The organism is Wolbachia endosymbiont of Atemnus politus (assembly GCF_013309895.1).
The window spans coordinates 1-2,680 of the sequence record NZ_JAAXCS010000150.1; the positions used below are offsets into that span (position 1 = coordinate 1).

The 2,680-nt window shown below is 37.3% G+C and carries 4 protein-coding genes; all 4 read right to left on the minus strand.

Annotated elements, in window-relative coordinates; translation table 11 throughout:
• Positions 1-223, minus strand: a 223-nt coding sequence (locus HET73_RS07550; protein ID WP_218939341.1) for a type II toxin-antitoxin system RelE family toxin, incomplete at its 3' end; no start/stop codon positions are given.
• Positions 204-428, minus strand: coding sequence for a hypothetical protein (locus HET73_RS06955; protein ID WP_174132978.1), 225 nt, complete (start codon positions 426-428; stop codon positions 204-206). The genes HET73_RS07550 and HET73_RS06955, both read right to left, overlap by 20 nt.
• 95 nt (positions 429-523) lie before the next feature.
• Positions 524-2,224: an arginine--tRNA ligase gene (argS, locus tag HET73_RS06960; protein WP_174132977.1), complete on the minus strand. Its 1,701-nt coding sequence runs from the start codon at positions 2,222-2,224 to the stop codon at positions 524-526.
• 114 nt (positions 2,225-2,338) lie between these two features.
• A partial coding sequence (locus HET73_RS06965) for a transposase family protein (RefSeq protein ID WP_174134261.1) occupies positions 2,339-2,680 on the minus strand: 342 nt, incomplete at its 5' end.

Genomic DNA, 2,680 nt, shown 5'->3' on the forward strand with positions numbered 1-2,680 from the left:
GATTTATGATGTAAATTATACAGTAGTTGCTAACCCTTATCCTATATTGCCCTCTAAAGCTATGACATAAAGGCTTTCCTAGATTAAAAGGATCAACTGTAAGGCGTTTCTTTATGGCCTCCTGAACCATTAATTTAATCTTTGCCGGAAGAGCTGGAATTTCTTTTTCAATAACATTTTTTAAGAATTTTATAGTGTAAGTTTTATTTCCAGATGTTTTCATCATCCTCTACTTCTTCTTCACCTTCAGAGAGGCGATCGTCAGCTATTTCGGATAGCTCTACATCTTCTTCGAACTCTTCTTCCACTAAATCTACTAAAACTTCAGGGATAGTTTTATTTTGAATCTCTGCCATTTCTGTAAGATACTGAGCCAATTTACTGTCAAAACTTACATTAACATTGAGCTTTTTTTGACTGTGAGCCATATATTAACCAAAAAATACTACTATAAACTATAACATTTTTACTTAATTTTGTCACCTTCTCTATTCGTTGAAAAAACAATCTTGCACAAAACAAGTCAACTCATTTCTTCTAACGGCTCTATATTGCAGATGGAAAGTCCAGAAGCGATGACATGTACTAAGGCTTGCACGAGAAACATTCTTGCCGCGGTGAGGCCTGGGTTATCTTCCAGTATGAAACGCATGTTTAAATCGCTTTTGCCATATCCCCATAAACCATGAAACGCTTCTGCAACTTCGAGTAAGTAGAAAGTAATTCTGTGTGGCTCGTAAAGCCTTGCCGCTATTCCTACTACATCTGGCCACTTTGCTAAGGTTTTTATGAGGAAGAGCTCCCCATCGGTCTTTAAAAGTGAAGAATCTGCTGTTGGGAGCTCTTTTGGAGCATTACGCATTAATGAATGAGCACGAGCATGCGCATATTGCACGTAAAAAATAGGATTATCTTTTGACTGCTCTTTAACCTTGGCAAAATCAAAGTCTAAGACCATATCATTCTTGCGTGTTAGCATTATAAAACGGGTAATGTCCCTGCCAACTTCCTCTACCACATCTCTTGCTGTGAGGAAGTTTCCTGATCTTTTGGACATCTTAACAGGTTTGCCATTCTCGAAAAAATTCACAATATTATGCAGTTTTACCTCTATTTTTGCTTGATCATCACTTAGTGCAGAGACGACTGCTTTGAGCCTCTTGACATAACCACCGTGGTCACTACCAAGCTCTACGATCATATTGTCAAAACCACGTGATATCTTATCAAAATGATAAGTGATATCTGAGGCAAAATAAGTCCAACTGCCATCCTCTTTTTTCAGTGCGCGATCAACATCATCACCAAACTTTGTGGAGCGAAATAACATCTCTTTTCTGGGAGTCCAATTTTCACTTTCCTTACCTTTTGGTTTTTCTAGGTATCCTTCATATACTAAACCCTTGTCAGACAATATCTTTATACTCTCTTCGATTTTGCCACGTAGCTCATACTCTGAAGTAAAAACATCGTGACTTACTCCCAGCAAGTTCATATCTTCCCTTATAAGTTCTAAAATGTAATTTAAGGTATACTCTCTAATTGCTTGATTATCTTGCTTTTCTAGAAGATCTTTGCCGTATTTTTTAGCCAGCCCCTCCCCTATCGGTTTCAAATATTCACCTGGGTATAAACCTTTTTCAATGCTAATTTCTTCTCCCAAAGCTTCCCTATACCGCAAATATACTGACCGAATTAGTGTGTCTATCTGTGCTCCGGCATCATTGATGTAGTACTCCTTAGTGACTTTATAACCAACTTTTTTCAGTAAATTTGCTAAAACATCACCAAATACCGCACCTCTCGCATGACCAATATGCAATGGACCAGTTGGATTTGCAGATACAAATTCAACATTAACAGCCTGATTGTTTCCAATATTTAAAGTGCCAAACTCTGTTTTCAGCTCATTTATTTGTCTTAGAACTTCGTGCCATATTTCTATTTTCAAGTGCATGTTAATAAAACCAGGGCCCGCTACTTCCACTTTCTTAATCTCATCAAACAGCTCAAATTCTTTTGCTAACATCCCTGCAATCTCAACGGGATTCTTCTTTTCATGCTTCGCAAGCACCATAGCAACATTCGTATAGATATCACCATGTGTTCTATCGCTTGAAGGCTCTACAATAAAATTTGCTGCTCTTGTATTTATGATACCCCTTCGCTCTAACTCATTTAATTTGCTAAGGATTAGCGAAGAAATCCGCTTAAAAATGTTCATCAACTAGAAAAACTATGGAAATCTGCAGCAGTATAGCAAATAAATGAGGTTAATTGAAGGGTTATCTCACGTACAGAAATTATTACAGAGGAAAGAGTAGACCTCTTTCGAAACTCATTTTACCAGCTCCAAATTGTAAATTCCGGCTATCAAATTAAACCTCAGGCCAAAGCGTTTTCGCCGATTTCGATACCGATCTGCAATAATTTTAAACCTTTTCAGCAATCCTATCACATTCTCAACTATTACCCTCTTGCTCATAAGCTCCTGATTTTCCCTCCTTTTTTCTTTTATTAATGGCTTCTTTCTCGTTTTCCTATGCGGTAATTCTACATTTTCATGTATCTTTTGCATTCCTCTATACCCAGCATCTCCTAGCACTTTTATTTCATCTAGTATATAAACTTTCGACTCCTTAAATACCCGAAAATCGTGCTTTCTGCCGTTTGAAAATGA